The following is a 26,156-nucleotide window of genomic DNA, read 5'->3' as shown; positions in this document are numbered from 1 at the left end:
TTATTCATCAAGGGTTCGAATGCTGATTCAAGCTTTAATCTATGACCCTAATCTTTCGATTTATAGACGGAATTTTTGCCCGACAACGGAATCGAACCAAAAGAAATGGCAAGAAAGTGCAATTATTGGTCAATTGAATCTAAAATTAAACAAGTGTTGCATTCTTGCTTTTAAGACTTCGCAGAGCGCACGTATAATCGCCATCATTTAGTACTTGCCGCAGAGCAAGTTGTACCAAGAAAGCTATAAGGTCAGGGCACTGACCCGGAAGTATCTATGAATAATGAGATAGTAAAAGATTTCAATCTGGGGGGGAGCATCGAACAGGCTCTTTCAGGGAATTACGAACTCAAACCCAGCGACGTCATTCAGGAAGCTTGGAAATACACGGTTAAAAACTTCTTCTCGTTTTCCCCAGCAATTATGGCACTGATCGTCATTCAGGCTTTGATTTTCTTTATCGCACTAAAAATGCAGCTTGGTGACCCATCAGTGTTGCTCACTTTGCTTCAAACCCCAGAGAAAATGGATCCGCAAATCGTCAGTTCACTTCTCTTTGCCAATTTCAGCTATGAGCTAATCAGTGCACCTCTTTCAGCGGGTATCAGTTTGATGGCGATGAGCCACGCCGCGGGGTTAAGAACCAAATCTCGTCATATGGCAAAAGGTCTTCAATACACGATTCCGATCATTCTGGCGACCATGTTCAACCTGCTGTTACAGGGTGTAGCGGGGCAGTTGCTGCCTTTCCTCTCCATTTATCTGACCATTGCGTTTAGCCATTCAATCTTGCTGATTTGCGAAAAACGAATTCCGCCGATGCAGTCTTTATTGCTGTCTTTGAGAGCTGTAAACAAAAAAATACTTCCAATAGCTGGCATTTATCTCGTTGTCGCTTTCATGTTCTTTATGGCGACCATTTTCTATGGTATTGGTCTTATCTTTGTTGTGCCTTTCTTCTTTCATGTCAAAGGCATACTGTATCGCAACATGTTTGGCATTCAGCTCAAAATCGTTGCTTCTGATATTCCAGCGAAACCTCAACAAGGTCCAGATAATTCCGGAACATTTGATGCTTAAAAACCTGCTAAAACTTGTCGCTGCTGTGTTTTTCACAGTGGCGATTTTATTTCCTTTCTACCCAAAAAAAGAACCTGCTCCCGTTGTTCAACAACCAACAGCCAAGCCACTACCTGAAATGGGCGCTACGCCTGATTTCACAGCCATTGGCAATGTAGGCGAGAAAAAGACGGCATTCTTTGGCTTTCTTTCCCCGGCAATCGCAATAGAAAATCACCGAATTCAACAAGAAAGAGATTTTCTGAATTCAATGCTAGAAACGGAATCAACCGCTCGCCAAAACCCAAATAATCTCGCCAAAGCTGAAAAACTCGCGAAAGCCTATCGATACGCGACACCTTCTGAAGGCATTACTCAGAGTTGGATCCAAGCCATGTTGCTTCGTGTGAACGTGTTACCTCCAGCGCTCGTTCTAACGCAGGCTGCCAATGAATCCGCTTGGGGAACGTCAAGATTTGCTACTCAGGCGAACAACTACTTTGGTCAGTGGTGCTATCGCGCAGGGTGTGGATTAGTGCCACTTAGAAGAACAGAAGGTGCAACCCACGAAGTGGCGAAGTTCAATTCCGCACAAGAGTCTGTTGCCGCTTACTTTATGAACGTTAACCGTAACCGAGCGTACGCGGAATTGCGTACAATCAGAGCCGAGCTGGAACAAACGGGACAAGACCTGAAAAGTGAGAAGACGGCACTCGCATTGACGCAAGGATTAAGTCACTATTCGGAGCGTGGTCAGGCGTACGTAGATGAACTGCAAGCCATGATCAGACACAACAAAAAATATTGGTCTGAGTCCGGAAAACAATAATGAAAATTCAATCTTTATTAGCCCTAACTGTTTCGCTAGGTTTAGCACTGCCGATTCAAGCGCAGGAATACATGTTCACTTATTCCAAGCTCTATACCCAAATGAAAAACAACGCTAAAGAAGGGCACGACGACGTTAAAGTCGGGCTTTTCTTTATTGATGCAGACACCAAAAAGCTCTGCAAACTTGAGAAGGCGTGGATGGAGAAGGAAGAACACTACGAAGAGTTTGATACGTCGAGCTTTGAACTCAAAGTCCCCGTCGATAAGAACTTAAAATCGGCAAACCCTTTGGTATTTGTGCGTACCGAAAAAGATAAACGCTGCGATTTCTCCATGGTTGTGATGGCAAAAGAGCAGTTCAGCGGAACAGTTCAATACAGCGATGTCGAGAAGCTGTTGCCTCAGATGCAGGTAATGCTTGAAGATTTAGGCGGTATGTTCGCAAGCTGGTTTACACCGGATGTGGAAGGGGTAACACTGGAATTTGCTAACGAACTGAACAGCGAAATCAAGCTTTCTAACGGCAAAACGATCGATGTGGTAGACGGTCGTGCGTACCTAGCACTGAACCAAATCACAGAAAACGGAAGCTTTACTTTGCCTGAAGCAACAACCCGTGTGCTTCCATATCTGCCTAAAGCCGACTAGACGTCACACTGTCACTTGTAGATAATAATTCTAATCAACTCACACTCAGCTCCAGCCATCCTGGCTGGAGTGCAATTTCTCTTCTGTAATGTTTCGCTTCCTGAAGGCTGCGGGTGAGATACCTTCATATTTTTGGAATACGTCGTAAAAAGCAGACAAAGAACCAAATCCGCTGTCCAGGGCAATTGCAACTATCTTGGTATCCGACTCAGCCAGTAGCATCTTGGCGTGATACATTCGCAAATCTGTTAAGTGCTCTTTAATGGTTTTTCCAAGCAACTTTTTGAAAAGCGACATGGCATAACCCTTCGAAACACCTGTGTAGTCGGCAACTTCCTGCAAACCAATAGGAGAGGAAAAATGTTCGCTCATAAAACGAAGCATGGCTTCAAAATGCAATATGGCTTTGCCGCCAACAAGTGAACTGGCATCTTGCTTTTCCCGTCGCAATATTGTCGACCACCCCTCGTTAGACAGCCTGAGCAGTCTTGCTTCAACTTCCAAAGCATGAAGACGGTGCCAATTGCCTTCGAGTGTTTTTTCCTTTACCCAACGGTTAACTAACTGCACATCTATAGGATCTCTTTCTCTGGCACAAATTACGGAACCGCTAAGCAAAGCGCTGATGAATGAGGAGGGAAGGTTCCATTGCAGGAGTTGAGACAGAGAGATGTAAACGTTAGTAATTTGCGATGCGCCATTCAAACTGAGAACACGGTGTGGGTTCGCTCCCCAAAACAGCGTAAAGCAGCCGCCTTTGATAGTAACGTCGTCGCCCGAAAACGAGTAGGTCATCTCTCCCTGATGGAGGTAATTCATCTCGATAGAGGCATGATGGTGGTAATGCGAATCCTCAAATATGTCCGGCATTATGTCTTCAAGGACAATGCCACACTCGTTTGGGTAAATTGGCTCTTCAATGCTCAGAGTACTAGAGTTTAGATAGCCATGAGAAACACCACTCATATAGATACAGCTCCTTTTGTCCCACACTATTACATTGGAGTGAAATGACTTTACTTGCAAGCATGCCTTACTTTCTCGGAAATTTTTTGGTGTTTTCTGGAAGATTTAGAATCCGGCGAGGAGACATCCTGTAAATGTAAATTTTACATTTCGTTTACACTTAAACATGGAGGTTTACCGATGAGAAAACACAGTATTACGCTGTCTGTAGGGATGATTCTAGGCTCCCTCTCAATAGGTACGACGAATGCAGCACCAATGCCAGAAGAGGTCAATTTAGGAAGACTGAAAACTGAATCCATTTCACCAGAAGAGTTATATTCTTACCAGTCACTTGAAAAATACAGCCAAGCACCGTTTCTCGACAAACTAGTCTCCGATAAAACACTTCCCCCAGTCAAAGAACGACTTCCGAAAACGCCTCTGGTATTCAAAGCCAAGTCCATGCCTGATGGTATTGGAGAATATGGCGGGGTATTTCGACACGTGATAGGAGCAAGACCACAGGGATGGAATTGGATGGCTGGGCTTCATCAGGGATGGGGCGGAATCAATATGTCAATTCAGGAATGCCTGGTTCGTCAGGGCCCAAGATGGCAGATAAGTTCTGAGTTCCAAACTGGCCCCTTACCTAATTTAGCCAAGTCATGGACGTGGAGTTCAGACAAGAAAATACTAAAAATGAATCTTGTTGAAGGCATTAGATGGTCTGATGGTGATTCGTTCGATACCGAGGATATACGTTTTTGGTGGGAAGACAACGTTCAGGATGAAAACGTGGCTTCACGCCTACCGAAAGATGGGTTCGGAGTTGATACAAAGCTTGAGATTATCAGTCAGTATGAGTTCGCGTTTCACTTTGCTGAGCCCAAGACAGAATCCCTATTAGAGAGCCTTGCCTATATCCAGGGCTGCCCGGGTCCAAGCCATGTGCTTAAGAACTTCCACCCAAGATATCAAAAAGGAAAAACTTACGACGAGTACACAAACGCGTTTCCTGCTGATGACCCGAGTACACCCGTGCTTGGAGCTTGGGTTCCGGTATTGCACAAAGCAGACGAACTGGTGGTACTAAGGCGCAATCCATACTATTGGAAAGTGGATGAGAAAGGGCAACAGCTCCCATATTTCAATGAAGTGCATTTTAAATTGTCCACCTGGGACGACCGCACAACGCAGGCAGTCGCGGGAACAGGCGATTTTTCCAACATGGAAAACCCTGGGAACTATGTTGAAGTACTAAAGCAAACTCAGGGTAAAAACAGTAACGTTGCCGCTTTCTTTGGTCCTCGCGTTCTCGCATGGCGTCTTGAACTCAATTTTTCATTAGAAAGCGCCAACGACGACGTAGAGAAAGAGATCCGCCAGTTTTTCCGCAATAAGGATTTTCGGGTGGCACTGAGCCAGTCGATTGACCGAAATGCTGTTGGGCAAACCGTTGCCCGAGGTCCATTTGCCTATCCTTACACAGGAGGTTTAGCGACTGGCTCACCGTTTTACAGCAAAAAAGACACATTCTACATAGAGCCAAACTCAGCAGAAGCAAATAAAGCATTGGATGCGCTTGGTCTGAAAGATACTGATAATAACGGTATCCGAAATTTACCCAGTACTGGTGAAGACTTTACGGTTGATGTGATATTCAAATCCAATCGTAATGAAGACAGAAAACAAGTCGACTCCATTGCTTCACAACTTGCAGAAGTTGGTATTCGAATACTCCCTAAAGGGTTGGATGAAGCCAGCTACGAGGCACAAAACAAAGCAGGAAAATTCAACGCTGCGTTCGGACGAGTGAACTCTGTCTTGCCCACCAGAGAAACATGCACAGTGCTTCCAATTGCCACAAACTGCCCCCCATATCATCAGGACGTTAACGGTCAACGCGATATGCTGCCGTTTGAGCAACAACTTATTGATGCCTACGACAAATTCGTTAGTACCGACGTTCAGACAGATAAGATCAATGCCTTAAACAGAATTCAGCAGCTACTCACCGAGAACGTTTACAGCATTGGGACGATTCAAATACCTGCGGCACTGCTGGTCAATAAGCGAATACAGAATGTTCATCCGGGCACGCCTGTTTTCATGTACGAATGGGCAGAGGACTCCGTCATTCGAGAGCGCCTATGGGTTCCTAAATCACTACAGAAAAAAGAGCTAATGCCGGGCGTTATTGCTAAGTATTAAGCCTTTCGCAGCCCAGTCAAACTGTGCATAACCCGTTCATGCAAAGGGAAGCTGGGCTAATCGACTCTATCGAAAATTAAAATATTCATTACGAAAGAGCGCACTTATGAACATATTTGAAATTCTAGTTAAACGGGTATTCGCAACATTGGTCCTGCTGATTGGGATATCGATTGTCTCTTTTACCATCATCGTAGCCGTACCTGGTGACTACGTAGACTCGTGGATTACACAAACTATGGCAATGACAGGTCAGTCATACAATGAGTTGCTGCCTCAGGCAGAGAAGCTGAGAACCAAACTAGGGCTCGATCAGCCTGTTGCTGTCCAATATCTGCATTGGGTGTCTAATATCGTCTTTCATGGTGATTTTGGTATGTCTTTCGCCCACAACCGACCAGTAACGGAAGTTATTGGATTAAGGCTTCCCAGATCGATCGGTCTATCCATCACAACTCTCATTCTTGGCCAGTTAATCGGAATCGGTTTAGGTGTGTATGCCGCTGTTAACCAGCACAAACTTGGGGATACCGTAACAACCGTCATTGCCTTTCTTGGTATTGTCATTCCCAAATTCGTATTATCACTGATTATATTGTACGTATTAGCGTTCATCTGGCACTCGCCTTACATTGGCTCCCTTTACTCACCTGAGTACATTCTTCAAGACGAGTTCTCGTTTGGAAAGCTATGGGACTTCTTACTCCATACCTGGCCGATATTATTCATCTCAATCTGGGCTGGTCAGGCATACACGGCCAGGATGATGCGAGGTAACCTGCTTGATGTGATGAAAATGCAATACATAGAAACCGCCAGAGCCAAGGGATTATCCAGACGCACAGTATTGATTAAACATGCCATCCCCAACGCCATACATCCAGTCGTGATGAACATTGGCAGCCGTTTTGACTACATGATCAAAGGCGAATTAGAAATCGCCATCGTCCTTGGTATTCCCACACTTGGTCCTCTAATTCTCGCATCGGTTGCAGAGCGGGATATGTACGTCGTTTCGGCTATTTTCCTTATGGTCGCCATTCTTCTGGTTGTCGGTAACTTGATCGCGGATTTAGTGCTGATGCTCATTGACCCACGAATTCGTCGCATGGCTGGAACAAGGAGCTAATGATGACAGATACAATAGACTTTGATGTCAAATCGGAAGTTGAAAAGCAGTTGGAAAACTCTGTTTCTTATTCCTACTGGCAACTCGTTCGCATGCGCTATACACGTAAAAAATACAACATAGCAGCCGCGATCATCACATTAATGGTGTTACTCAGTGCGGTTTTCTCTGGCTTCTTTGCTCCTTATTCGCCCAGTAACAAAGACACAAATGCCATTTATTCTCCGCCGCAGGGGATCAGCATCTGGGACGATGGACCATCTTGGCCATACATTGTGGAATTCGAAGAATCCATGGATCCAGTCACGTTTGAAATTACGTTTGTCGAGGGGGAAACAAAACACTACCTCACCTTTTTTACCAGTGGTGATACATGGACACTACTTGGCATGGAATTCGATACTCACCTATTTGGTGTTGAAGGGAATGGCTACATTCACATACTGGGAACCGATAGCCTTGGTCGGGATGTGTTCTCCAGAATGATGTTTGGTACAGAGATTACCTTAGTTATGGCATTTATTGTGATGATTTTGTCGGGTCTCATTGGCATCGCTCTTGGTGTCTCATCCGGCTACTTTGGCGGCACTTACGATGTGATCATCCAAAGAACGGTGGAATTCGTTAAAGCCTTCCCGGACTTACCGCTGATCCTCGCTCTGGTTGCCATATTGCCGACCCGATCTGAACCCATGACCGTATTCATGATGTTTGCAGGGATTCTGGTTCTGCTCCGGTGGTCAGATCTGGCTCGTGAGCTTCGGGGGAAGGTGCTCTCACTTCGCTCGGTGGAGTATGTCCAGAGTGCTATAGCCGTTGGGGCGACCGATACCCGAGTGTTAGCAAAACACATTGCCCCTAACATGGCTTCTCACATTATCGTGTGGGCAACTTACACACTGCCCGAAATCATACTAGTAGAAAGCTTTATTTCCTTTCTTGGTGTAGGCGTTCAGGCTCCTATGGTTTCCTGGGGAGTAATGCTCAATCAAATCAGAGACTTTCAATCATTCTCAGCGGCACCATGGCTAATGGCACCTGTCGCTATGATTATGCTTTCGGTATTAGCTTTTAATGCCATGGGCGATGGATTACGTGACGCAATGGACCCGCATGCCAATGATTAAACCTATATTAGAAGTCCAGAACGCGGACGTTAAATTCAGAACCGTCACCGGGATCATATCTGCGGTAAATGACGTATCTTTTTCAGTCTCCAGAGGAGAAACCCTTGCCATTGTTGGTGAATCTGGTTCAGGAAAATCGATCACTGTTCGGGGAGTCATGGGAATGCTTCCGCCTAATGCCATCGTCGGTCAAAGCTCTAGGTACATTTTTGAAGGACGAGACATCTCAGAATGCTCAGAGCTTGAAATGATGGCGATACGCGGTGACAGGATCTCAATGGTCTTTCAGGAACCACTGACCAGTCTCAACCCAGTTTACAAAATAGGAACTCAGATAGAAGAAATCATCCTGAGCCACCGCTTAGTCGGCAAAGCGGAACTAAAAAGAGAGGTAATAGGACTCCTTGATGAGGTCCAGTTACCTGAACCTGAATTGCGTTACGATCAGTACCCTCATGAACTTTCTGGAGGGCAGAGACAACGAGTCATGATAGCAATGGCTATCGCAAACAAACCTGATCTGCTGATTGCCGATGAACCTACGACCGCATTGGACGTCACGGTTCAGGCTGAAATCCTGAGTTTGATGAAACGCCTTCAAACCAAACACAACATGGCAATGATACTGATTACTCACGATTTGAATGTTGTAAGAGAAACGTCTGACAGAGTCGTGGTGATGAAAAAAGGAGACGTAGTTGAAACTGGTGAAACTCAGCATGTCTTTTCCAACCCCAAGCACCCGTATACACAGAAGCTGATCGACTCTGAACCCAAATATTTACCGGAACCCATTACCCAGAATGCTGACTCAATATTAAACGCGCAAAAGATTGAGGTACATTTCAACCTGAAATCGGGAGGTCTTTTCAGCAGGAAAAATAAGATCCTAAAAGCGGTTGATAGGGTATCTGCAAATATCAAAGTGGGTGAAACCGTTGGTATTGTAGGCGAGTCTGGGTCTGGTAAATCAACGCTTGGCATGTCTTTGCTCAGGTTAATTCAAATTAAGGATGGAGAAATCAACTTTCTCGGTAAGAGGCTAGAGAAGCTTTCCCGAAAGGAAATGAGACCATTTCGTTCCAAGCTACAAGTTGTTTTTCAAGACCCGTTCTCCTCACTCAATCCCAGGATGATCATTCAACAAATTCTTGAAGAAGGCATGATCATCAATGAAATTGGCAAAACTCCCGAAGAGCGGCTGGAACTGATTAAGGAGGTACTGGATGATGTGCAAATGCCTCACTCTTGTCTGAACCGATTCCCGCATGAATTTTCGGGAGGTCAACGACAGCGCCTTGCCATTGCGAGAGCGATTGTTTTGAGACCGGAGTTTGTATTGCTTGATGAACCGACTTCTGCGCTCGACCTGTCAATCCAAGCGCAAATTATTGAACTTCTCAGAAAGCTCCAGAAGAAAAACGGGCTTAGCTACTTATTTATTAGTCACGACTTAAAAGTAGTAAAAGCTCTCTGCCACAGGGTCATAGTCATGAAATCTGGGAAGGTTGTAGAAGAAGGGGACACCCTAGATGTGCTGGAATCTCCCAAAACAAATTACACCAAGCGTTTGGTAAAAGCAGCGTTTGAAATTGTTTCCTGACGTCTTCATCTCAGGAACGTAAACAACCTCTGAATAAAACTATTAAATTCAACTTATAAGCAGCCAACGTTTCCAACTGGCTGCTTTTTTTGTTTTGCACAGCTATTGAAAACCGGAACTTTATCGGATGTTTCCGGAAGAGTTTACCGACTACAAATCATCATAATCGAGATGTGAACCAAATAAGAAAGGAACATTCGAAAAATGAAGAAGTACCCAAAAATCACCTTTATTGGAGCCGGTTCAACTGTGTTTATGAAGAACATCGTTGGCGATGTACTCCAAAGAGAATCCCTTCAGGGCGCTCATGTGGCGTTGATGGATATTGATGAAGGTCGACTCAATGAGTCCCATATTGTCGCTCAAAAAATGGTGTCTACGTTGAAGTGTGAGGCGACACTTTCGACTCATCTCAACCAGAGAGAAGCACTGGAAGGCGCAGACTTTGTTATCGTCGCTTTTCAGATTGGGGGCTATGAACCTTGTACTGTCACCGACTTCGAGATCCCCAAGAAGTTTGGACTAGAGCAAACCATTGCTGACACCTTGGGCATTGGTGGCATCATGCGTGGCTTGCGCACCGTTCCACACCTTTGGTCGGTTTGTGAAGATATGCTTGAAGTCTGTCCAGAGGCGTTGCTTCTTCAGTATGTAAACCCAATGGCAATCAATACTTGGGCGATTGCGAAGAAATACCCGCAGATCAAGCAAGTCGGTCTTTGCCATTCGGTGCAACACACTTCCGAGGGTTTAGCGTCTGACTTGCAAATACCAATAGAGAACATTCGATACCGCTGCGCTGGCATCAACCACATTGCGTTTTTCCTGAGCTTTGAAGAACGTTTGGAAAATGGGGAGTACGCAGATTTGTATCCGAAGCTTCTTGAAGGCTATGAGTCGGGTGTTTACCCAAGACCAGAAAGCCAGGAGATGCCACGCTGCCAAAATATTGTGCGTTACGAAATGCTGAAACGCACAGGGTACTTTGTCACCGAAAGCTCTGAACACTTCGCGGAATACACGCCATGGTTTATCAAATCGGGCAGGGAAGATCTTATTGAAAAATTCGCCATTCCTTTAGATGAATACCCCAAACGATGTATTGAACAGATAGACAAATGGCACGAGCAATCTCAAAAACTCATGTCTGAAGACACTATCGAAGTTCACAAGAGCAACGAATATGCCTCAGCAATCATTAATGCGGCGTGGACCAATGAGCCAGAAGTGATTTACGGTAATGTTCCAAACAACGACCTAATCGATTCGCTGCCGGAGGGCTGTGCCGTTGAAGTGCCATGTCTGGTTGATGCAATGGGTATTCAGCCAACCAAAGTAGGAAGTCTGCCACCACAACTTAACGCCATTATTCAGAGTAGCGTGAGTGTGCAGGCGTTGGTTGTGGAAGCTCTTATGACGGAAAACCCAGAACATATTTACCATGCCGCCATGATGGACCCACATACCGGAGCGGAACTGGACCTTGAACAGATCTGGCAATTGGTGGATGAACTGCGTCAGGCGCACGCAGACTGGTTACCTGAATGGGCAAGAAAGTAAGAAATGAAAAGGGGCTCCACTGAGCCCCTTCTTTAAATCAGATGTTGGTTACATCCAACTGCAATTTCGGATCAAACTCTACCGCATCTTCGTCGGTAGTTTGAACTTGCGGCATCTCTTCTTTATCAAAGCCGATATCACCACCGTTAATGACACCTGAATCGCGGTTGATGGATTTGAAATCAAACAGTTCAAAGTCTGCCAGGTGGCTAGGAACCACGTTTTGCATCGCAGTAAACATGGTCTCAATACGACCTGGGAACTGCTTATCCCAAGTATTCAGCATTTGCTTCACATTCTGACGCTGTAGGTTTGGCTGTGAACCACACAAATTACACGGAATGATTGGGTATTCTCGCATATCAGCGTACTTGATGATGTCTTTTTCACGACAATAAGCCAGTGGACGAATTACCACGTGTTCGCCATTGTCTGAAACCAGTTTTGGTGGCATGCCTTTGATCTTGCCACCGTAGAACATGTTCAGGAACATGGTTTCAATGATGTCATCGCGATGGTGTCCTAGCGCGATTTTTGTTGCACCCAGTTCTTTTGCTGTGCGGTACAAAATACCACGGCGCAGACGAGAACAAAGCGAACAGGTGGTTTTGCCCTCTGGTACTTTGTCTTTAACAATAGAGTAGGTGTCTTCTTCTATGATTTTGTACTCGACACCCAAGCTTTCTAAATAGTCTGGCAAGATGTGCTCTGGGAAACCTGGCTGCTTCTGGTCAAGGTTTACCGCAACCAGCTCAAAGTTAATTGGCGCACTTTTTTGCAGGCTCATCAAGATATCCAACATGGTAAAACTGTCTTTACCACCAGATAGACACACCATAATGCGATCACCATCTTCAATCATGTTGAAGTCTTTGATGGCATTACCGGTGTTGCGGCGAATGCGTTTTTGCAACTTGTTAAAGTTGTACTGTTGAGCTTTGGTGCGCTCTTTACTTTGCTCAGTCATATCCAGCTTTTTCTGTTGTTATCTCGACAAGAAATTGAAGTGCGTATAATACGGATATCCGCGCTAGATGCCAGTGTTTTAAGGTGCGAAAGGCATAGCGAACTAAAAGTATAGAAACAAAACAGGCAAGCCAATGGCTTGCCTGTTTTATCTGAGAAGTAATTTGTTACTGATTCGGATCCAGCGGGCTGATATAGCCCTTTGGTTTTAACGCCAGAACATCGCAATTAATCTTATCAATAACGTGTTCTGCCGTATTACCGATGAAAACGGCCGACAAGCCCGTTCGACCTGTCGTTCCCAGAATAACCAAACCCGCATCCAGTTCATCTACGATTTTGGGAATCACTTCTTCTGGCAGACCTTGCTCAACTCGTGTATTGCTCTCATCAATTCCGTGTTTCTGCCTTAATGCTTTCATTGCCGTAAGGTGATGACCACGTACCGCGTCGCTGTAAGTGGTTGGATCAAACTCAGGCAGCTCTATGGTGATGTTCGCTGGCGTCACAGGGTAGGCATTAACAAGAACATATTGAGCGTTCAAGCGACCGCTAATGTCCTGCAGTTGCTCAACCATTGCGTCGTTCAGGTCTTGGTGAGTCGGGTTTTCAGATGAAACATGGACAGACGCCATAACATTACCGTTTACGGGCCAGTCGTGGTTCTTCACTAAAAGTACAGGGCAGGGGCACTTGCGTAAGATATGCCAGTCGGTTGGAGTAAAGATCACCGACTCCAATACGTCATGTTTACGAGTCGCCTTAACTACGATTTCATGCTCACCTGCAAATACTTCACCGATGATCGCTTCATAAGGGCGATTATGCCAAACCACCTTGATGTCCAGTTTAACGGACTCATTGAGGTAAGGTTCAGCCACTTCTTCCATCCAGGCTTCGCGTTGCTGAATAACGCCACGTCTCATTGCGTCTCTCTCGTCTACGGAAAGCATGGAAGTCATTTCATAGGAGAAATCGTAAATCGATAAGAAGAACGTGATGTGGCTTTCAGAACGACTACTTTCACTCAGCTGAATCGCCCGGGCCAGTGCTGGCTGCTGATCGCTATTAACATCAGCAACAACGAGGATCTTATTGTAAATACTCATAACAGCTCCTTAGAAACCAAAAGGTTAGAGGCATGGTTTAAGTTAACTGTAGCTTAGTAGAGCAGAAAAATTTAGGAAAACAGAGATTATTAGAAGAGAAATATGAAGTGGCTCAGAACTGAGCCACTTCATGGAACCGAGGTTCAACAATTAGGATTGAGAGCTGGTTATTCAGCAGAAACGCCCGCTAATTCTTGCAGTGCGTCGTGATCAAGAATAGTGATGTACTTGCCTTTAACACTCAGCATTTCAGCTTTCTGGAAGCGACCTAACAGGCGGCTAATGGTTTCAACCGTCAGACCAAGATAGTTACCAATATCGCCACGCGTCATGGTTAGACGGAACTCGCGCGGGCTGAATCCACGTTGAGAGAAACGAGTAGAAAGGTTATACAAAAATGCAGCCAGTCTCTCTTCAGCGTTCTTCTTGGATAGCAGCAGGATCATTTCCTGATCGCCTTTGATTTCATTACTCATCAGACGCATGATCTGCTGACGTAACTTAGGCATTTTACCAGCAAGGTCGTCGAGGGTTTCGTATGGAATCTCACAAACCATTGAGGTTTCTAGCGCTTGTGCGAAGCTCGGGTGAGAGTCGTCAGTAATGGCGTCAAAGCCGACTAAATCACCTGCCAGGTGGAAAGCAGTAATTTGTTCGTCGCCTTGTTCTGTGATGGTGTAGCTTTTGATAGTGCCGGAGCGGATAGCATACAGTGATTTAAGTTCATCACCGGCTTTAAAGATTTCCTGACCTTTCTGGATAGGTTTCTTTCGCTCAATGATTTCGTCTAATTGGTCAAGCTCAGATTCATTGAGAGTGAAAGGAATACAAAGTTGGCTAATACTACAATCTTGGCAGTGAATGGCACATCCACCGGACTGAACTCTTTTTGTTGCTGGCTTATCTGAAATCATAACTTCCAAACGCTATTTTGATATACATCAATATTTTAACACTTCCTAATACTAAAGGGTAGTGAAAAAAGATTTATCGAAACAAAGGGATGTGACAATTTATGAAAGTAACGTGAACGCATCGTAACCAGTGTATAACCCATAAGCAATCAGTATGATTGCGCCACACTGTCGGAACGTTTCATTTCTTTGCCACTTCTGAAATTTCACCGCGCTCATGCCGACTAAAAGCATGGCGGGTAAGGTGCCAAGCCCGAATGAAAACATAATTACGGCACCATCAAGTGCACTGCCAGATACCGCTGCCCAGGTGAGGGTTGAATAAACTAACCCACAAGGCAGCCATCCCCAGACAAATCCGAATGGCAGTGCGTGAAGAGGGGATCGCAGTGGTAATAGCTTCTGACCGACAGGGGATACGAACTTCCATATACCTTGCCCCAGTTTTTCGACCACCAGCAAACCCTGCCACCATTTCGCAATGTATAAACCCAGTAAAACCATAAACACAGCCGACACCAAACGCAGGTAAGTGAGGGCGAGGTTAAAGTCTGAAAACTGTGCTATTGACGACACCGCGCCACCAATCACCGCACCAGTTACGGCGTAGGAGGACAGACGGCCAAGGTTATAAAACAGGGTGATAAGCAGAGTACGAGTTGAATTCGGGTTACCTACTGCGACTGCGGAAGCGATGCCACCACACATTCCCATGCAGTGACCAGCTCCTAAAATACCGATGATCAGTGCCCCTAACCAATCAGCCATAAATACCGTTACTCTTTACTACTTTGAGCATTGCTATTTTGATCATTTCTATTTTGATCAATGTGGCTTCGAGCATTTTTGTCTTCCGGCTTGTCATTCGTTTCATCTTCATCAAACAAAATGCTGTGTCCCTGACGTTCCAGATCTTCAAATTGTTCGCTTTTTACCGCCCACAAGAAAACGGCAACTGCCAGGCAGACAAGAACAATCGCAATCGGGATCAATATATAAAGACTAGCCATTTTCTTTGAGCAACCTGAGTGAGTTAGTAACAACAATGATGGAACTGGCAGACATGCCGACGACGGCAATATAAGGAGCAACTAAGCCCGCGACTGCCAAGGGCAAAATCAATAAGTTGTATCCTAGCGACCACGCAAGATTTTCTCTAATAATTTTGCGTGTTTTGAGGGCGAGTGAACGTGCTTCAATCAATTTATCCAGTTTGTCACCCAGTAACACCATATCGGCGGACGACTTAGCCACATCCGCACCTCCACCCATTGCTACAGAAAGGTGCGCACCGGCAAGTGTAGGGGCATCGTTAATCCCATCACCAATCATTAGGGAGACTTCGTTGTCATCAAGTGTTGAAAGGAACGCAAGCTTGTCTTCCGGTGTCGCACCAGCAACCACAGATTCAATCCCAATTTCTTCAGCAACAGGTTTTGCATTTGCCATCGAGTCGCCAGTCAGCAGCGTGGTTTTAATACCAGCTTCAGCAAGTTTTGAAACCAATGTCTGGCTTTGCTTACGAATAGGGTCGTGATAGTAGAAAGTGGCAACGTGCTGATTGTCTAGAGAGAGATAAACGCAAGGTTGTGAGGCATTTACTTCTTCACCGAGTACAAACGCAGCACTACCTATTTTGCAGGATGCGTTTTGATACTCGCCTACAATGCCGAAGCCAATTCGGTTTTCAACATTGGTCACTTCAACGCCTTCTTCAGCAAAGGTTTTGAACGCTTTAGCAATCGGGTGATTGGCGTGCCGCTCTAGTGAAGCTGCGACAGCGAGACACTCCTGTTCAGTGAGTTGCTCGCTCAACACTTCGGTTCGATCTATCTGAATGTTACCTTCGGTGAGCGTTCCCGTTTTGTCCACCACCAAATGGTTAACTTTGCATAAGGTTTCGAAAACGTGACCTTTGCGAAGAAGAATACCAAGGTTCCCCATCCGGGAAGTTGCGCAGGTTATCGCTGTTGGCGTTGCAAGTGAAAGCGCACAAGGGCAGGTCGCAACTAACACGGCAAGCATAATCCAGAACGCATCATCGGGTTTAGTCTGATGCCAGTACGCCCAGGTGCCTGCTGCAATGATCAAAATGGCTGCCACAAAGTAGCGGGCAACCACATCCGCAATCTCAGCAATTTTAGGCTTGGACATCTGCGCTTCATCCTGAAGGCGCACGATGTTGGAAATCATCGAGTTGGCTTTACTGGTGTTCACTTCCAAGTCGAAAGATTCTTCACCGTTTAACGTCCCGGCAAAGACCATATCGCCTTGCTTTTTCACAACGGGAATGGACTCGCCTGTCAGCATGGATTCATCAATATGGACACGACCATTCAGAATAACGCCATCTGCTGGAATATGTTCACCGGGTAACACTCTAACCTGATCACCAATTTTCAGACTTTTTACTGGCAGTTGTGAACCATCCAACTTGGTCGCCATAGAGGGAATCAGTTTTAGCAGGTTTGCGCTGGCAGCGGCGGCTTTTCTCCGGGCACGCATCTCCAGGAATCTTCCTAATAGAAGGAAGAAAGTGAACATGGTAATGGATTCGAAAAAGACTTCACCTTGCTCAGTAACCGTTGCGACTAGGCTGGCGATATAGGCAAAGATAAGCGCAAGTGATACAGGCACGTCCATACCCAGTGTTCGTCCTTTCAAACTGCGCCAGGCATTCATGTAAAAAGGCAGAGCAGAGTAGAGCAGAACAGGTGTGGCAAAAATAAGGCTCACAACGCGGAAGTACTGTTTGAACTCGGCATCAAGATCCCCGAACACTTCAAGGTAAAGTGCGACAGCAAGCATCATCACCTGCATGGTGGCTAAACCTGCGATCCCCAAGCGGTAAAGGTACTGCTTCATCGCTCGGTGGTAACTGGCTTCCTGCTGATCCGCTTCGAATGGTGCCGCTTTGTATCCCAACTGGTGTACTGTTGCCAGTAAGTCGCTCAGTTTTGCTTTGGACTTGTCCCATGCCAGTATGGCTCGGTTGGTGGTTGTGTTAACGCGAATCGACAACACACCTTGCTGGTTCACCAGCTGTTTCTCAATCAGCCAAGCACAGGCAGCACAAGACACTCCTTCGAGTGACAATGTCACTTCTGACTGATGTTCTGACTGACGCACAAACTCAGACTGCACTTCCTCATTGTCATAGTGAATCAGGTTTCTAAGTTGCTCTGGAACTAAATCGGCTTTTTCTGCAGGGGCAGTTCGGTATTGGTAATAAGAAACCAAACCGCTATCAACGATGGTTTGGGCGACGGATTCGCAACCGGGGCAGCACATATCGCGCTCTTCCCCTAAAATTTCGACTTTAAACTCAGTGTTGGCTGGTACTTCTTCACCACAGTGGTAACACTCTTTTGTCATCGATTCAGTTACCTAGTTGCGTCGGAGCTTGGGAAGGGAATGTGACTTTGCCCTGAATGAGCCATTCTTTGTTGTGAGGCTCTACTTCTACAAACCAAGGGCCCTGAATTTCGTTATCAAGGCTAAAACCATACTGACCACGACCATTGGCAGATAAGGTTTGAGAAAAGTCTCTGTCGGCCAGAGTACGGTGAGAAAATGTCACGATAAGTGCAGGAAAATGATCCAGTTCCCCTTTGTTAAAGTCCACAATGATTCGGTCACCGCTGGTTGAGACGCTTGCGGTTAACCCTAAATCTTTTGCCACATTCTGTTTCGAGATATCGATATTGATACCTTTTCCTTTTTTATAGTAATCCTCGGCAACCAGAGACACAGAGTTTTTAGAAAAAATACCAAGCGTGACGAAACTTGCCACAACAACGGTAGCTGGAAGCGCGATCAGGAACCACGGCCAAAACTGTTTATACCAAGGCTTTACCATAGAAAAATTCTCAACAACGGAATATAGATTTAACTTAAAGAAAAGACAGCCCCATGAAAAGGGGCTGTATAGATATGTACTATTTGTCTGAGTTAGTCAGGCTCCAGACATAAGCAGAAACAAGCTGAACTTTGTCTTCGCCCAGAATGTCTTTCCAAGCTGGCATCACACCCTGACGACCGTACATAACCGTCTCAGTGATGTCGGCACGTGTATCACCGAACAACCATATCTGGTCAGTCAGATCAGGAGCACCAAACGCTGGGTTACCTTTACCATCTGTACCATGACACGCTGCACATGCTGCAAAGCGCGCTTTACCTGCCGCGGCTTCACGTGCATTCACTTTACGACCAGATAAGCTCAAGGTGTAGGTGACAACTTCACGTACGCCTTGCTCGCCGAACGATTCGCCCCAAGCTGGCATCGCACCGATACGACCGTTCATTACAGTGTTAACGATAGCCTGAGGCTCACCGCCGTATAGCCACGCATTGTCAGCAAGGTTAGGGAAACCTTTCTGACCACGAGCATCCGACCCGTGACACTGCGAACAGTTCTGCAGGAACAAACGCTGACCAACCTTAATCGCTTCTTCATTTTTAGCGATTTCGGGAATGTCGTTCAGTTCACCCGCTTCGTTGTATGCCAGTTTGCGGAACGCTTCACCAAAGTAGGTGTCAGCATCGTCCAGCTCTTTAGCGTATTGATCCAGTCGCTTGTCTTTTTGCGCTTGCGCGATTCGATCACGAGATTCCTGAATCGTTGTTACAGTTTGGTCGGAACTCTGCCAACCCAGAAAACCTTTGAAGTTACCTAAACCCGGAAACAAAGCCAGATAAATAACAGCAAACACAAAGGTGCTTACAAACAGATACGTCCACCACTTCGGAAGGGGGTTGTTCAGTTCGCGAATACCATCGTATTCGTGCCCCATATCAACACCATCTTCCACACCCATTTTGTCCTTTACACACCAGTAAAGTAGGGCAGCACAACCCAGCAACGTACCAACGGTAATAACAATTACCCAGAGACTCCAAAACGTATTCATTCTTTGGTCACTCCTTCGTCACTTTCAGAGGGTTTCTGCTCGTCGGCAAACACCAGGTTTGCATCTTCTTCAAAACGTTCTTTGCGGCTTTTACCGTAAGCCCACCAAACCACGCCTAAAAAGCTAACGAACAACACTATGGTCCATATACTATGAATAGTACCGATATCCATAATTCCCCCTTACTTCATCGCATGACCAAGAGATTGAAGATAAGCAATGATGGCATCCATCTCTGTTTTACCTTCTACGTCTTGTTTTGCATTTGCGATTTGATCGTCGGTGTAAGGAACGCCAAATTGATCACGGAAGACTGTCATCTTCTTCTGAGTCAGTTTGCCATCTAATATATTTTCTTCCAGCCAAGGGAAGCCTGGCATGTTGGACTCTGGTACCAACTCGCGAGGGTCGATCAAGTGAACGCGGTGCCACTCATCGGAGTAACGACCACCCACACGTGCCAAATCAGGTCCAGTACGTTTGGAACCCCACAAGAATGGGTGTTCCCAAACACTTTCACCAGCAATGGAGTAGTGACCGTAACGCTCAGTTTCAGCACGGAACGGACGAATCATCTGGCTATGACAAACGTTACACCCTTCGCGGATGTAGATGTCACGACCTTCCATTTCTAACGCACTGTACGGGCGAAGATTCTGAACAGGTTTTGTTGTCTGATCTTGGAAAATCAACGGAGTAATCTCTACCAACGCACCCAGACTGATTGCGAAGACAATCAAGATGGCCATCAGACCAACGTTCTTCTCAACAATCTCGTGGCGGTTATTTGAATTCGAACTCATTAGTCAATCTCCTTATGCCGGTTGCGCTACAGCTTTTAAGCTGTCTTTAGGGGCAGTGATTGTCTTATAAGCGTTGTATGCCATTAAGAACATACCAGCCAAGAAGATGAAACCACCAAGGAAACGAACAAAGTAGAACGGGTAAGATTGCTCTACAGATTCAACGAAGCTGTAAGTTAGCGTACCGTCGGAGTTAACCGCACGCCACATCAGACCTTGCATTACACCAGAGATCCACATTGCGACGATGTATAGAACCGTACCAATAGTTGCCAACCAGAAATGCGTGTTGATCAGGCTAACCGAGTACATACGCTCCTGACCGAACAGTTTCGGAATCAGGTGGTAAACCGAACCGATAGAAACCATCGCAACCCAGCCAAGTGCACCAGAGTGTACGTGACCGATTGTCCAGTCGGTGTAGTGAGAAAGTGCGTTGACCGTCTTAATAGACATCATAGGGCCTTCGAACGTCGACATGCCGTAGAAAGACAGCGAAACGATCAGGAATCGAAGGATAGGGTCATGGCGAAGTTTATGCCACGCACCAGACAGAGTCATAATACCGTTGATCATGCCACCCCAGGATGGAGCAAACAGAACCAGAGACATCACCATACCCAAAGACTGAGTCCAGTCGGGTAGTGCTGTGTAATGTAGGTGGTGAGGACCAGCCCAGATGTAAAGAGAAATCAGTGCCCAAAAGTGAACGATAGACAAACGGTAAGAATAAACTGGTCGTTCAGCTTGCTTTGGAACGAAGTAATACATCATGCCAAGGAAACCTGCGGTAAGAAGGAAACCTACGGCGTTGTGACCGTACCACCACTGTACCATCGCATCGACGGCACCGGAGTAAATAGAATAAGATTTACCCATTGCAACTGGAATGGCCATACTGTTCACGATATGAAGAACCGCGACAGTAATAATAAAGGCACCGAAGAACCAGTTTGCTACGTAAATATGAGAGGTCTTTCGCTTGATTAAAGTACCGAAGAATACGACGGCATAGGCAACCCAAACAAGGGCGATTGCGATATCGATAGGCCACTCAAGCTCTGCATATTCTTTACCCGAGGTATAACCCAAAGGCAGAGTAATTGCAGCGGCTAAGATAATTGCCTGCCATCCCCAGAAGGTAAAGGCGACAAGAGGACCACCGAATAAACGAGTTTGACACGTACGCTGCACAACGTAATAGGACGTTGCAAAAAGGGCGCTAGTACCAAACGCAAAAATAACCGCATTAGTATGGAGAGGACGTAAGCGACTGTACGTCAACCACGGCGTATCAAAGTTAAGCTGTGGCCAGACTAATTGAGCGGCGATCAAAACACCAACTGCCATTCCGACAATTCCCCAGAGTATGGTAACTAAGGTAAACTGCCGAACGACCGTATAGTTGTAGTTTTGTTCTAGCTGCTTTTCTTGGCTCATTTGCATGCTTCCAAATTTTTATTAACTACACTTTTGCTTCCAACACGACATTTGTCGTAATGCCACCAAATCGGTCGAGGAATTGTCGTTTTTTCATACTGTTAATTCCTTTTAACGATTTTAATAAAAAGCGGCATTTTCAATGTGCCACTATACTGGAACTAACATATCAATGACAGGAAATTAACCTCACTTATACTCCGGTCATTCAACTAATTGTTAAAAATTTGAAGTTTGTTACATAGAGGAAAAACTTAAATGCCTGCACAGAAATTAACACCAGCCCGACTCACTCAAATTGTCGTCATGTTATTGATTTTAATAGCAGCATTTACGTGGCGCACACTTGATCAAGATCAAGGAAACATTATCAATTGTGTGGTTAAGACATGCCAATTTTCACTAAACAAGCAACCATTCGAAATACGCGTTACCGAACATGACATCTATATTGTAGGTGACTCTGATAAGTTTCGCGTATCTGTTAATAACAATATAGTTAGTGCGGATAAAAATAATTCAAACTGGTTAATTTCCAAACAACAAAAATATGATCACATTTTGATAACAAATAAAGAAAACGGGGATTATGTGAAGGTCATTCATAAAGAAAAATAGCGCTCTCATATTATTGAGCAATTGGTAATAAATAGATGCGGTGAACCGTTTATTCCTGTATAAAACAAAATAGAATTAGTTACTTGTTTCATACCGTAAAAAATGAAGTTGATATCCGCGTTTTCCCATTGCTCTGATGAATCTGAAGCTGTAATTGATCTGAGTTCGCAAATTCCTGACGATATCTACCCATCTCTCATTCTTTGCTACTTCACTGAAGAATACTCCGCCAAAGCACTTAAAAATCAGCTGACTCAACAGTTTCCGGATACCCCGATTCAAGGATGTACGTCCTGCCGTGGCATTTTGACAGAAAAGGGGTTCCATAGAGGACCCGTTGTCGGGCTTATGATACTTGCCGACTCTCAGAGTACTTCAGCTTATGGAACAGGGATAAGCGACGGCTGCCTGACCTCGGCTGCGCAAAACACCAAAAAGGTATTGAGAGAAGCCATTCAGAACAGCGGAAGAGTTGGCGAACTGCCAAGCCTTATTATTGTGCATGCAACCCCAGGGTTTGAAGAACCAGTTATCGACGCCATCTACCAAGAGTTTGGCACACTAGTGCCTCTTATTGGTGGCAGTGCCGCCGATCACTCACTTGAAGGCAAATGGCACGTATTCACCGAGCAAGCCACATCTCAGGAAGGAATATCCATTTCGGTGTTGTTTCCTTCGTCACCTTGCGAAACCGGGTTCCACACAGGCTATTCCACAACTGGTGTCAGCGGAGAAGTTACGAAAGTAGGGCACCGCTCCATACTTGAAATAGACCACAAACCCGCACTAGACGTTTATCAGACATGGTGCCAGTCGCTTGGCAATCACATTGTCGATGAACAAAGCCTGTTTGCCACCACCAACTTATTTCCATTAGGAAGAATCGTTGGCAGCATCGATTATCAGCCGATCTACAAATTGTCTCATCCAGTGAAAACTTCCAGCAATGGGGAAGGGATAGAGCTGTTTACAGAAATCGCAGAAGGCGAACGTGTCCACCTCATGACGGGTTCCAAAGAACGACTCATCAGCCGGGCTGGCAAAGTCATTCAGTTAACTAATGATGCGTGTATTGATATGGGCGAACCGTTAGGAGCCATCAACATATTCTGCGCGGGATCCATGCTTCACATAGAAAGTGCAATGAATACAGTGTGCGAACAGGTACACAGTGCACTTAAGAATCAACCTTTTATCTGCCCATTCACGTATGGCGAACAGGGTAGGTTTGAAAACGGTATAAATGCGCACGGCAACCTTATGGTGTCTTCCGTTGTGTTTCATCAAAGTAAGAGAGTCTAATGAACGCTTTTGATAAAGAGCAGCTCCAAGAAGCCCTTTTTGAATTACAAAAAAGCAAAGAAAAAGAACAAAAACTGCTTGATGAAAACAGAGCGATCCTTGCCTCTCTCTCATCGATGACGGGGGCAAGCAACAAACACCAGATATTTAATGGTCTGCTTACGGTTCTGCGCAAATACATCCATTTTGAAGATGCCATCGTACTTTCCCGCAGTCCAGGGGAAACGGCTTTTCAGACTCTGCTGAGCACCAACAAGGTATTTCGCGACCAGGAATGGCAACAGGACGACAAACTCGACCGCGCTATTCTGGGTGAAAGCATCATCATCTACCAGCCAGAGTCTCTGCTGCAATTCAGCCATTTCAACTCCATCCTGCAAGATCAGGTCAAATCTCTACTGATGACAGGCGTAGAATCTGAAGCCAGTCAGTCGGTGATTCTGTTCATTGGCAACCGCAAGGGGCAGTTCTCCGTTGCCTGTAAGGATATTCTCGCCAGACTGATACCGCTTATTGAACGGGCTGTTATTGATATCGACTACAAAGAGAAATTGCAGTCTTTGGTCGCAACCCGAACCAGTGAACTCAGACAAAACCGGGAGCGATTCCGAGACTTCGCTAACAGTGTAGGGGATTGTCTGTGGGAGACCAACAGTAGTTACCGCGTCACTTACATCTCTGATATTTCACCTATCAAAGTGGATTATCACGGTCAGTGTATTCAAGCCATGTTGGGCGACATTCCAGAGCTTGAAAAGCTCAATGCGGCAATGGAATCACGTCAACCAATACGCGATTTAGAATGGTGCTACAACCAAGAAGAAGGGATTTGGCTAAGTATAAGCGGCGCTCCTCTTTACGATTTAGAAGGCGAATTCTTCGGCTACCGTGGTACGGTAAAAGATATCTCTCAGAGTAAGCAGCGTTACCTTGAGCTGCAACGTGCAAGAATGGAGGCGGAAAAAGCCAATCAGGCAAAATCCCAATTCCTTGCAATGATGAGCCATGAAATCCGAACGCCTCTGAATGCAATTCTTGGGCTGATAGATGTTCAGCTTTCCAAGTGCACCAACAAAAACAATACCGACGTTTTAAGGATGATGGAGTCATCCGCTGAGCTCTTGCTCGCCATTATCAGCGACGTACTCGATCTGTCAAAAATAGAGTCGGGCAGCTTTGAGCTGGATACAAAGAACGTCATCATACGTGACATTGTCACAGGAAACCTGCAGCATTATCAGTCACTTGCCAGCGATAAAAACCTACAGCTCTCTCTGAATCTAGCAGAAGACATTCCTAAAGAAATTCACACCGATTCGACCAGGTTGTCGCAGATTCTGTTTAATCTGGTTGGCAATGCCGTCAAGTTTACAGAGTCGGGAGAGATCAACGTCGATGTTCGCACGCAGGGCAATCAAACGTTGGTGATACAGGTTGCCGATACTGGTATTGGAATGGATGATTCCGTACTAGAGAAGCTGTTTAAACCATTTGTCCAAGCCGATGGTTCGATAACCCGAAAATACGGTGGCACAGGGCTAGGGCTTGCAATATCTAAGCAGCTCGCCAGATTACTAGGCGGTGATATCACAGTAAACAGCGCACGCCACCAAGGCAGCAAGTTCACCGTAACCTTACCGATAATCGGCTCCAAAAGTGATGTAAGTAAAAACGCCAGCAACAGCGACGTTATCCATTCTCAGAACAAACTGAACATTCTTGTTGCAGAAGACAGCCCAGCAAACCAGATGGTGATAAAACTGATGCTATCTAATCTTGGTCACAGCGTCCACATTGTGCCTAATGGGGTTGCAGCCGTTGAGCATGTCGAGAAAAACCAGAACAACCTGGATGTAATATTCATGGACATCTCGATGCCAGAAATGGACGGACTGGCTGCCACCAAAGTACTTCGCAAACAAGGGGTAACGCTACCCATCATTGCGCTAACCGCGCACGCAATGAATACCGACAAAGACCAATGTCTTGCGGCTGGCATGGACAAATTTGTCGCCAAACCAATCAGAGCAAAAGACATACAGGAAATCTTAAAAGCCTACTGCTAAACGACAATATTTGCGTTTAGTTACACGCCTTAGCCTTTGCTTACAACGCACAGTGATTCATTTCACGCTTTTGTACTCAACATCCAAGGTTGATATCAAAAGCCAATCAAATGAATTACTGTTCTGCTGTGTTTTCCCAGAAAGGTTGTATCGTGAAAGCCATTTCCAGGTTATTGTACAAACTATTAAAAGTTAAAAAGCTTCAACGCAAAATAGACAAGTTTTTTTCCTTTCCCAAGCGGATCCAGTCGCAAGTTCAAAAATTCTTAAAAGTCATCCCATTTACATCAAGCCGTTCAAATAGCAGAAAGCCACCGGTATCAAAAACTTATCGCGCATCAGGAAAGCTCGCCTGGGGAGAGAAAGTTTCACCTGAATTTCGAGTCAAAGTCGAAGAGATAAGTAAGCGCATTAATATCGATCCTAACTTCCTAATGGCTTGTATGGCATTCGAAACAGCAGAAACATTCAGCCCAGCCATTAAAAATGGAGCGGGCAGTGGAGCTACCGGTTTGATTCAGTTTATGCCTGCGACAGCAAAAGGATTGGGAACATGCACAAAAAAGTTGGCTAGAATGAATGCTATAGACCAACTTGACTATGTCGAAGCTTATTTCAAACCGTACTGTAATAGAATGAGCTCACTGGAAGATGTGTACATGGCGATTCTTTATCCCGCAGCGATTGGAAAGCCGGTGTCTCACGTCTTATTCAAGAAAGGAACAATCGCTTATCGCCAGAACGCTGGACTCGACCGCAAAAAGTCAGGGAAGATCACCATAGCAGACGCTTCATATCAAGTCAGAACCAAGTTGGAAAAAGGACTGCAATCCAACTTGTGTTGCTAGAACAAAAACGTTCGTGCGCGTAATAAGAGTTTAATGTACACGACAACGGCACGATGCAAAG

General features: G+C 45.5%; 24 protein-coding genes. 12 read left to right on the top strand and 12 right to left on the bottom strand.

Annotation, left to right across the window (positions count from 1 at the left end; translation table 11 throughout):
- The first annotated feature begins 276 nt into the window (after positions 1-276).
- Genes QMG91_RS08675 through QMG91_RS08665 form a run of 3 tightly spaced genes read left to right on the top strand, consistent with a single transcriptional unit; the run spans position 277 to position 2,538 of the window.
- The gene (locus QMG91_RS08675) at positions 277-1,080 is read left to right on the top strand and encodes a DUF2189 domain-containing protein (protein WP_022611442.1); all 804 of its coding nucleotides are present in this window, start codon (positions 277-279) and stop codon (positions 1,078-1,080) included.
- Positions 1,073-1,888 carry a glucosaminidase domain-containing protein gene (locus QMG91_RS08670; RefSeq protein WP_281830330.1) on the top strand — a complete coding sequence of 272 codons (816 nt, stop codon included), beginning with the start codon at positions 1,073-1,075 and terminating at the stop codon, positions 1,886-1,888. The genes QMG91_RS08675 and QMG91_RS08670 overlap by 8 nt, the downstream gene beginning before the upstream one ends.
- Complete coding sequence (locus QMG91_RS08665) at positions 1,888-2,538, top strand: DUF2987 domain-containing protein (RefSeq protein WP_281830328.1); 651 nt, start codon at positions 1,888-1,890, stop codon at positions 2,536-2,538. Before QMG91_RS08670 ends, QMG91_RS08665 begins: the two co-directional genes overlap by 1 nt.
- Positions 2,539-2,583: 45 nt before the next feature.
- Here the strand turns inward: QMG91_RS08665 and QMG91_RS08660 are convergent, their stop codons facing one another.
- The gene (locus tag QMG91_RS08660; protein ID WP_052704034.1) at positions 2,584-3,504 is read right to left on the bottom strand and encodes a helix-turn-helix domain-containing protein; all 921 of its coding nucleotides are present in this window, start codon (positions 3,502-3,504) and stop codon (positions 2,584-2,586) included.
- 180 nt (positions 3,505-3,684) lie between these two features.
- Here QMG91_RS08660 and QMG91_RS08655 point away from each other — a divergent pair, with 180 nt between their 5' ends.
- From QMG91_RS08655 to melA, 5 genes are all read left to right on the top strand, one after another.
- The gene (locus QMG91_RS08655) at positions 3,685-5,697 is read left to right on the top strand and encodes an ABC transporter substrate-binding protein (RefSeq protein WP_281830325.1); all 2,013 of its coding nucleotides are present in this window, start codon (positions 3,685-3,687) and stop codon (positions 5,695-5,697) included.
- A 106-nt stretch (positions 5,698-5,803) separates the two neighbouring features.
- Positions 5,804-6,826, top strand: a complete 1,023-nt coding sequence (locus tag QMG91_RS08650; RefSeq protein WP_045964159.1) for an ABC transporter permease — start codon at positions 5,804-5,806, stop codon at positions 6,824-6,826.
- Positions 6,827-6,828: 2 nt separating this feature from the next.
- Positions 6,829-7,953 (top strand): ABC transporter permease, encoded by a 1,125-nt coding sequence (locus tag QMG91_RS08645; protein WP_281830324.1) that lies wholly within the window; start codon positions 6,829-6,831, stop codon positions 7,951-7,953.
- On the top strand, positions 7,946-9,556 hold the full coding sequence (locus QMG91_RS08640) for an ABC transporter ATP-binding protein (RefSeq protein WP_281830323.1): 1,611 nt from the start codon (positions 7,946-7,948) through the stop codon (positions 9,554-9,556). The genes QMG91_RS08645 and QMG91_RS08640 overlap by 8 nt, the downstream gene beginning before the upstream one ends.
- 204 nt (positions 9,557-9,760) lie before the next feature.
- A complete protein-coding gene (gene melA / locus QMG91_RS08635) occupies positions 9,761-11,116 on the top strand; it encodes an alpha-glucosidase/alpha-galactosidase (RefSeq protein WP_281830322.1) in 1,356 nt (451 codons plus the stop codon).
- 37 nt (positions 11,117-11,153) lie between these two features.
- Here the strand turns inward: melA and ttcA are convergent, their stop codons facing one another.
- From ttcA to ccoN, 11 genes are all read right to left on the bottom strand, one after another.
- The gene (gene ttcA / locus QMG91_RS08630) at positions 11,154-12,083 is read right to left on the bottom strand and encodes a tRNA 2-thiocytidine(32) synthetase TtcA (protein ID WP_004400327.1); all 930 of its coding nucleotides are present in this window, start codon (positions 12,081-12,083) and stop codon (positions 11,154-11,156) included.
- Positions 12,084-12,249: 166 nt separating this feature from the next.
- Positions 12,250-13,191, bottom strand: a complete 942-nt coding sequence (gene uspE / locus QMG91_RS08625; RefSeq protein ID WP_004400331.1) for a universal stress protein UspE — start codon at positions 13,189-13,191, stop codon at positions 12,250-12,252.
- 167 nt (positions 13,192-13,358) lie between these two features.
- Positions 13,359-14,105 carry an FNR family transcription factor gene (locus tag QMG91_RS08620; RefSeq protein ID WP_004400333.1) on the bottom strand — a complete coding sequence of 249 codons (747 nt, stop codon included), beginning with the start codon at positions 14,103-14,105 and terminating at the stop codon, positions 13,359-13,361.
- 99 nt (positions 14,106-14,204) lie between these two features.
- Positions 14,205-14,873 (bottom strand): sulfite exporter TauE/SafE family protein, encoded by a 669-nt coding sequence (locus QMG91_RS08615; RefSeq protein ID WP_281830321.1) that lies wholly within the window; start codon positions 14,871-14,873, stop codon positions 14,205-14,207.
- Between the two features lie 8 nt (positions 14,874-14,881).
- Positions 14,882-15,115, bottom strand: coding sequence for a cbb3-type cytochrome oxidase assembly protein CcoS (gene ccoS, locus QMG91_RS28945; protein ID WP_004403503.1), 234 nt, complete (start codon positions 15,113-15,115; stop codon positions 14,882-14,884).
- Positions 15,108-17,480 (bottom strand): heavy metal translocating P-type ATPase, encoded by a 2,373-nt coding sequence (locus tag QMG91_RS08605; protein ID WP_281830320.1) that lies wholly within the window; start codon positions 17,478-17,480, stop codon positions 15,108-15,110. The genes ccoS and QMG91_RS08605 overlap by 8 nt, the downstream gene beginning before the upstream one ends.
- Before the next feature lie 4 nt (positions 17,481-17,484).
- Positions 17,485-17,964, bottom strand: a complete 480-nt coding sequence (locus QMG91_RS08600) for a FixH family protein (RefSeq protein ID WP_281830319.1) — start codon at positions 17,962-17,964, stop codon at positions 17,485-17,487.
- A 79-nt stretch (positions 17,965-18,043) separates the two neighbouring features.
- Positions 18,044-19,018 carry a cytochrome-c oxidase, cbb3-type subunit III gene (ccoP, locus tag QMG91_RS08595; RefSeq protein WP_022590817.1) on the bottom strand — a complete coding sequence of 325 codons (975 nt, stop codon included), beginning with the start codon at positions 19,016-19,018 and terminating at the stop codon, positions 18,044-18,046.
- Positions 19,015-19,191: a cbb3-type cytochrome oxidase subunit 3 gene (locus QMG91_RS08590; protein ID WP_004402107.1), complete on the bottom strand. Its 177-nt coding sequence runs from the start codon at positions 19,189-19,191 to the stop codon at positions 19,015-19,017. The genes ccoP and QMG91_RS08590 overlap by 4 nt, the downstream gene beginning before the upstream one ends.
- Positions 19,192-19,200: 9 nt before the next feature.
- Positions 19,201-19,821 carry a cytochrome-c oxidase, cbb3-type subunit II gene (gene ccoO / locus QMG91_RS08585; protein WP_281830318.1) on the bottom strand — a complete coding sequence of 207 codons (621 nt, stop codon included), beginning with the start codon at positions 19,819-19,821 and terminating at the stop codon, positions 19,201-19,203.
- 12 nt (positions 19,822-19,833) lie between these two features.
- Entirely contained in the window at positions 19,834-21,261 is a 1,428-nt protein-coding gene (gene ccoN / locus QMG91_RS08580) for a cytochrome-c oxidase, cbb3-type subunit I (RefSeq protein WP_022590816.1), read from the bottom strand.
- 258 nt (positions 21,262-21,519) lie between these two features.
- Between ccoN and QMG91_RS08575 the strand changes: the two genes are divergently transcribed.
- From QMG91_RS08575 to QMG91_RS08560, 4 genes are all read left to right on the top strand, one after another.
- On the top strand, positions 21,520-21,879 hold the full coding sequence (locus QMG91_RS08575; RefSeq protein WP_022550734.1) for a hypothetical protein: 360 nt from the start codon (positions 21,520-21,522) through the stop codon (positions 21,877-21,879).
- A gap of 102 nt (positions 21,880-21,981) precedes the next feature.
- Positions 21,982-23,181, top strand: a complete 1,200-nt coding sequence (locus tag QMG91_RS08570) for an FIST signal transduction protein (protein WP_281830317.1) — start codon at positions 21,982-21,984, stop codon at positions 23,179-23,181.
- Positions 23,181-25,247 (top strand): hybrid sensor histidine kinase/response regulator, encoded by a 2,067-nt coding sequence (locus QMG91_RS08565; protein ID WP_281830316.1) that lies wholly within the window; start codon positions 23,181-23,183, stop codon positions 25,245-25,247. The genes QMG91_RS08570 and QMG91_RS08565 overlap by 1 nt, the downstream gene beginning before the upstream one ends.
- 128 nt (positions 25,248-25,375) lie before the next feature.
- Entirely contained in the window at positions 25,376-26,095 is a 720-nt protein-coding gene (locus QMG91_RS08560; protein ID WP_281830457.1) for a transglycosylase SLT domain-containing protein, read from the top strand.
- Positions 26,096-26,156 lie beyond the last annotated feature (61 nt).

This window comes from Vibrio nigripulchritudo (genome assembly GCF_027924785.1).
GTDB lineage: Bacteria > Pseudomonadota > Gammaproteobacteria > Enterobacterales > Vibrionaceae > Vibrio > Vibrio nigripulchritudo.
The sequence above is the reverse complement of the archived record's forward strand: the minus strand, read 5'-3'. Positions and strand labels throughout refer to the sequence as shown.

Bases quoted from the DNA above. Each gene is read 5' to 3' on its own strand.
- ccoN (WP_022590816.1), bottom strand. From the start codon at position 21,261: ATGAGCCAAGAAAAGCAGCTAGAACAAAACTACAACTATACGGTCGTT.
- QMG91_RS08640 (WP_281830323.1), top strand. From the start codon at position 7,946: ATGATTAAACCTATATTAGAAGTCCAGAACGCGGACGTTAAATTCAGA.
- QMG91_RS08570 (WP_281830317.1), top strand. From the start codon at position 21,982: ATGAAGTTGATATCCGCGTTTTCCCATTGCTCTGATGAATCTGAAGCT.
- QMG91_RS08565 (WP_281830316.1), top strand. From the start codon at position 23,181: ATGAACGCTTTTGATAAAGAGCAGCTCCAAGAAGCCCTTTTTGAATTA.
- QMG91_RS08590 (WP_004402107.1), bottom strand. From the start codon at position 19,191: ATGGATATCGGTACTATTCATAGTATATGGACCATAGTGTTGTTCGTT.
- QMG91_RS08605 (WP_281830320.1), bottom strand. From the start codon at position 17,480: ATGACAAAAGAGTGTTACCACTGTGGTGAAGAAGTACCAGCCAACACT.
- ttcA (WP_004400327.1), bottom strand. From the start codon at position 12,083: ATGACTGAGCAAAGTAAAGAGCGCACCAAAGCTCAACAGTACAACTTT.
- melA (WP_281830322.1), top strand. From the start codon at position 9,761: ATGAAGAAGTACCCAAAAATCACCTTTATTGGAGCCGGTTCAACTGTG.
- QMG91_RS08655 (WP_281830325.1), top strand. From the start codon at position 3,685: ATGAGAAAACACAGTATTACGCTGTCTGTAGGGATGATTCTAGGCTCC.
- QMG91_RS08670 (WP_281830330.1), top strand. From the start codon at position 1,073: ATGCTTAAAAACCTGCTAAAACTTGTCGCTGCTGTGTTTTTCACAGTG.
- QMG91_RS08660 (WP_052704034.1), bottom strand. From the start codon at position 3,504: ATGAGTGGTGTTTCTCATGGCTATCTAAACTCTAGTACTCTGAGCATT.
- ccoS (WP_004403503.1), bottom strand. From the start codon at position 15,115: ATGGCTAGTCTTTATATATTGATCCCGATTGCGATTGTTCTTGTCTGC.
- QMG91_RS08600 (WP_281830319.1), bottom strand. From the start codon at position 17,964: ATGGTAAAGCCTTGGTATAAACAGTTTTGGCCGTGGTTCCTGATCGCG.
- QMG91_RS08665 (WP_281830328.1), top strand. From the start codon at position 1,888: ATGAAAATTCAATCTTTATTAGCCCTAACTGTTTCGCTAGGTTTAGCA.
- QMG91_RS08650 (WP_045964159.1), top strand. From the start codon at position 5,804: ATGAACATATTTGAAATTCTAGTTAAACGGGTATTCGCAACATTGGTC.
- QMG91_RS08620 (WP_004400333.1), bottom strand. From the start codon at position 14,105: ATGATTTCAGATAAGCCAGCAACAAAAAGAGTTCAGTCCGGTGGATGT.
- uspE (WP_004400331.1), bottom strand. From the start codon at position 13,191: ATGAGTATTTACAATAAGATCCTCGTTGTTGCTGATGTTAATAGCGAT.
- QMG91_RS08645 (WP_281830324.1), top strand. From the start codon at position 6,829: ATGACAGATACAATAGACTTTGATGTCAAATCGGAAGTTGAAAAGCAG.
- ccoP (WP_022590817.1), bottom strand. From the start codon at position 19,018: ATGAATACGTTTTGGAGTCTCTGGGTAATTGTTATTACCGTTGGTACG.
- QMG91_RS08615 (WP_281830321.1), bottom strand. From the start codon at position 14,873: ATGGCTGATTGGTTAGGGGCACTGATCATCGGTATTTTAGGAGCTGGT.
- QMG91_RS08575 (WP_022550734.1), top strand. From the start codon at position 21,520: ATGCCTGCACAGAAATTAACACCAGCCCGACTCACTCAAATTGTCGTC.
- QMG91_RS08675 (WP_022611442.1), top strand. From the start codon at position 277: ATGAATAATGAGATAGTAAAAGATTTCAATCTGGGGGGGAGCATCGAA.
- ccoO (WP_281830318.1), bottom strand. From the start codon at position 19,821: ATGAGTTCGAATTCAAATAACCGCCACGAGATTGTTGAGAAGAACGTT.